Source organism: Sphingopyxis sp. (assembly GCF_036402335.1).
Classification (GTDB): Bacteria; Pseudomonadota; Alphaproteobacteria; order Sphingomonadales; family Sphingomonadaceae; genus Sphingopyxis.
Genome location: NZ_DASWTD010000657.1, coordinates 1 through 4,101 on the forward strand (window position 1 = coordinate 1; position 4,101 = coordinate 4,101).

Below are 4,101 nucleotides of genomic sequence, written 5' to 3' on the forward strand. Positions count from 1 at the left end.
GAGCGCGGTCGCGAATTCGGGATCCTGGTCGACGAGCATGTCGTAGATGCGCTCATAGATTGCGGTGAGTTTCGCGCCTTCGCCCGACGGCGTATCGGCGAGCATCGCGCGCGCGGGCGAGCGGATGCCCGCGATGGCGGACGTCGCGGCGAGCGCGGTGAGCAAGGTGCGGCGGTCGAACATGGGGAGGTCTCCGTTGAGTGTGTGTTGGCGGAGTATAACAGCACCGCGTCAGCGCTGTCTTGTATCCATTTGACGTCGCCGCCACCAACCTGGAGGCGCACCGGTCAGCCCGGCGATGGCACGGGTCATATGCGCCTGATCGGTGAAATGGAGCCGGTGGGCGATATCGGCGAAAGCTTCGCCGCCCAGATGCACCGCGGCAAAGGCGGCGCGCGCGCGGACATTGGCGCGATAGGATTTCGGAGTGCAGCCATATGCCGCGCGGAAACCGCGGCTGAGCGTCTCGGCGCGCACGCCTTTTTCCTCGGCCCAGTCCGACAGCGCGAAGGGGTCGAGGCGGCGCAGGTCGTCGGCGAGCATGTCGGGCCAGTCGAGCGCCGATGGCGCTGCGGCAATGAAGCTTTCGGCGAAATGCAGCGATGCCGCGCGGGCGTCGCGTTCGGCAAGGCGGACGAGATGGTCGGGATCGTCGACGCGGCCGCGCACATGCGGGGTTGCCGCGAGCGCGGCGGGCAACGCCAGCACGAGGACGCGCGCGCCCTTCGCCTCGAAGCGGTCGAGGTGCGATTCATAGGCGTGGTGGATCAGCGCGTCGCCGGGACGAACATTCCAGCGCCCCTCGTCGCCGGCTTCCTGATAGCCCCCTTCGAGCACGACCGCGACGAACGCCGCGTCATGACAGTGCCGGCCCCGATATTCGCCGGGGCCGTGGTCGAGCAGCCCGAGCGGGGCATCGGCAAAGCAGGAGATTTCCCCCATGATCGCTATTCGCGCGCCTTCGCGGCGGCGCGCACTTCCTGCGACCGTTCGAGCGGGATGATCAAAATATCGTCGCCATCGACGATCACCGCAATATTGTCCATGCCGAGGATCGATACCCGTTTGTCGCCCGCGCGCACCAGATTGCCGCGGCTTTCGTGGAGGAAGGCATCACCAGTCACGGCATTGTCGGCGTCGTCCTTGTCGGCGAGCGCGTGGATCGTGTGCCAACAACCGAGATCGGACCAGCCCATCGCCACCGGGACGACCGCGACGCGTTCATCCTTTTCCATCACGGCATAATCGATCGAGTCCGACGGCGCTTTGGCAAATTCGATGGCGTCGGCGTAGAGTGCGTCGCCGTCGCGCATCCCCGCCGCGACGGCGCGGTCGGCGGCCTCGAAAATCGCGCGGCAATGCGTGAGCATCGCGTCGCGCATGCGCGCGGCGCGGAACAGGAAGATGCCGGCGTTCCAGCTATATCCGCCTGCCGCGAGCATCGCTTCGGCATCGGCGAGCGGGGGCTTTTCGACAAAGCGTTCGACCGCAAAACCGTCCTGGCCGAGCGCGCCGCCCGCAGCGATATATCCGAAACCCGTTTCGGGGCGGTCGGGGGTGATGCCGAAGGTGACGAGCCAGTCCTGCTGCGCGAGGCGGACCCCCTTGGCGATCGCGGCGTGAAAGGCGGGGACGTCGGCGATCACATGATCGCTCGGCATGACGAGGAGGAGGGTGTTGGCGTCGGCCTGCGCGACGGCGAGGGCGATCGCCGCGGCGGTGTTGCGCGGCATCGGTTCGACGAGCAGCGATTCCTCGCGGTCGTTCATCTGTTCGCGGACCATCGCGACATGGCCGTCACCGCACAGGACGATCGGCGGAAGGAAATCGGGGCCCGCGGGGGTGCGTTCGACGGTCTGGCGGAACAGGCTGCGCTGGCCATGCAGTAGCAGGAACTGCTTGGCGCGCGTACCGCGCGATTCGGGCCAGAGGCGCGTGCCGGCGCCGCCGCACAGGATTACAGGCTGGATCATCAGCGTCATAACGTCCGGTCTATCGCGTTGGATGCGGGGCGTCACGCTGTCATTGCCGATATAACAAGTGTAAAATTAACCGACAGTTGACGCCTCGGCTGTAGTATCGCGCCGGCATGTTCCGGCTGTTCAAACATTATGTCCCGCACGCCGTCGTCTGGCTGGCGCTGATCGAATTCATCGCGCTGCTCTGCTCGGCCGAGGGCGCGTGGCATCTTTATGCGCGTCAGGCAGGCTTCGATGCCGGGCCGCTCGGCGACCGCTGGCTACCGCTGGTGACGTTCGGCCTGTCCAATTCGCTCGCGATGATGGCAACCGGGATGTACGGGAACGAGGGGCTGCGCTCGATGCGTTTCGCGACCGCGCGCCTGCTCGCCGCGATCTCGCTCGGGGTGATTTTCCTGTCGGTACTGGGATTCCTGTTGCCGACCGCGACGCTATGGCGCGCGAACAGCCTTTACGCGATGGCCTTTGCGATCGCGGCGCTGTTCGTCATCCGGCTTGCGCTGACCCAGTCGGCGGGGGCCGATGCCTTTCGTCGCCGTATCCTCGTGCTGGGTGCCGGGCCGCGCGCCGCGCGGCTTGCGGCGCTGGCGAACGAGCCGGGAAGCGGGCTGGAAATGGTCGGCTTCGTCGCGATGAGCGCCGCCGAAAAGACGGTCCCGGGCGCGATCCCGCGCGAGGCCATCGACAATCTGTCCGAGCATGCCGTGGCGCTGCGCGCAGGCGAGGTGGTGCTTGCGCTAGAGGAGCGGCGCAACGCCCTGCCGCTCGCCGACCTGCTGCGCGTCAAGACCACTGGCGTGCATGTCAATGACATTGCCAGCTTCATCGAACGCGAAACCGGGCGCGTCGACCTCGCGACGACCAACCCGAGCGGGCTCATTTTTTCCGACGGATTTTCGGCGGGGCAGCGGATTTCGAAAGTCGGCAAGCGGCTGTTCGATATCCTCGCCAGTCTTTTGGTGCTGGTGATCGGCCTGCCGCTCGTCATTATCGCGGGGATCGCGGTCAAACTCGACAGTCGGGGGCCGGTCTTTTACCGGCAACCGCGCGTCGGGCTGTTCGGCGAAGCCTATGACATCTTCAAGATCCGTTCGATGCGCACCGATGCCGAGGCCGAAGGCAAGGCGGTGTGGGCGAGCGAGAATGATCCGCGCGTCACGCGTGTCGGCCGGATCATCCGCAAGCTGCGCATCGACGAGCTGCCGCAGACCTGGTGCGTGCTGAAGGGCGACATGAGCTTTGTCGGCCCGCGCCCCGAGCGGCCGAGCTTCGTCGATGAGCTGGAGCAGAAGCTGCCCTTTTATGCCGAGCGGCATATGGTCAAGCCGGGTCTGACCGGCTGGGCGCAGATCAACTATCCCTATGGCGCGTCGGTCGAGGATGCGCGGGTGAAGCTCGAATATGATCTTTATTATGCGAAGAATTATTCGCCCTTCCTCGACCTTTTGATCCTGCTCCAGACCGTGCGCGTCGTGTTGTGGCCGGACGGCGCGCGGTAAGGCGATGACCGCCCTTTCTGGCCTGTCCCAGATCCTGTCCGCGCTGGCGCTGACGGGTTTTACCGGCGTGACGCTATGGCTGCTGGCACGGTCGCCGTCGCACATGGCAACGCTGATGTCGGCGCCGCGGCGGCTGGCGATGGCGGCCGCGGCGACCGCGCTCTGGTGCGGGGCGCTTTATGTCTTTTCACCGGGATCGTCGCAGGCGCTGGTTGCGCAGGCGCTCCGCGACCTTGCGATGATCGGCTGGCTGGGAGGAACCTTCTGGTCGCCGCGTGCGCCGATATCGCGCCCGCTGCGGCTGATCCTGCGCATGCTGGTCACCATGTGCCTGCTGACGCTACTGCTCGGCACCGTGACGCACCTGCGCGCCGGGGAGGCGGCCGAGCCGTGGATGACGCCGACGCTGGCGTTCGCCGCGATGGTCGTCGCCGTCGGCGGGCTGCTGATCATCGACAGCGGGGTTCGCAATGCGAGCGCCGGGCAACGCATGCCGGTGATGGCGGTGGCCGGCGGTTTTGCGATGCTGTGGGCCTATGAGCTCAATGCGCAGCTGATCGGCGCGCTGACCGGGAAGACCGCGTCGACGCTGATCGGACTGCTTCCCGGCGTCGTACTCCTGA

4 protein-coding genes and 1 pseudogene are annotated in these 4,101 nt (G+C 66.4%); 2 read left to right on the forward strand and 3 right to left on the reverse strand.

The genetic code is table 11. The features are described 5' to 3' along the window. From VGD20_RS21000 to VGD20_RS21010, 3 genes are all read right to left on the reverse strand, one after another. Positions 1 to 183, reverse strand: a 183-nt coding sequence (locus tag VGD20_RS21000; RefSeq protein WP_331136312.1) for a hypothetical protein, incomplete at its 3' end; no start/stop codon positions are given. 48 nt (positions 184 to 231) lie between these two features. Next, positions 232 to 942 (reverse strand): AraC family transcriptional regulator, encoded by a 711-nt coding sequence (locus tag VGD20_RS21005; RefSeq protein WP_331136313.1) that lies wholly within the window; start codon positions 940 to 942, stop codon positions 232 to 234. Positions 943 to 947: 5 nt separating this feature from the next. Next, complete coding sequence (locus tag VGD20_RS21010) at positions 948 to 1,973, reverse strand: mannose-1-phosphate guanylyltransferase (RefSeq protein WP_331136314.1); 1,026 nt, start codon at positions 1,971 to 1,973, stop codon at positions 948 to 950. Positions 1,974 to 2,089: 116 nt separating this feature from the next. On the opposite strand from VGD20_RS21010, the gene VGD20_RS21015 reads away from it, so the two are divergent. Continuing rightward, positions 2,090 to 3,478, forward strand: coding sequence for a TIGR03013 family XrtA/PEP-CTERM system glycosyltransferase (locus VGD20_RS21015; RefSeq protein ID WP_331136315.1), 1,389 nt, complete (start codon positions 2,090 to 2,092; stop codon positions 3,476 to 3,478). Between the two features lie 4 nt (positions 3,479 to 3,482). Further along, positions 3,483 to 4,101: pseudogene (locus VGD20_RS21020) on the forward strand (PEP-CTERM system histidine kinase PrsK); the annotation flags it as partial.

Excerpts from the sequence above, each read along its gene's own strand:
- VGD20_RS21005 (WP_331136313.1), bottom strand. The coding sequence starts at position 942 with ATGGGGGAAATCTCCTGCTTTGCCGATGCCCCGCTCGGGCTGCTCGAC.
- VGD20_RS21010 (WP_331136314.1), bottom strand. The coding sequence starts at position 1,973 with ATGATCCAGCCTGTAATCCTGTGCGGCGGCGCCGGCACGCGCCTCTGG.
- VGD20_RS21015 (WP_331136315.1), top strand. The coding sequence starts at position 2,090 with ATGTTCCGGCTGTTCAAACATTATGTCCCGCACGCCGTCGTCTGGCTG.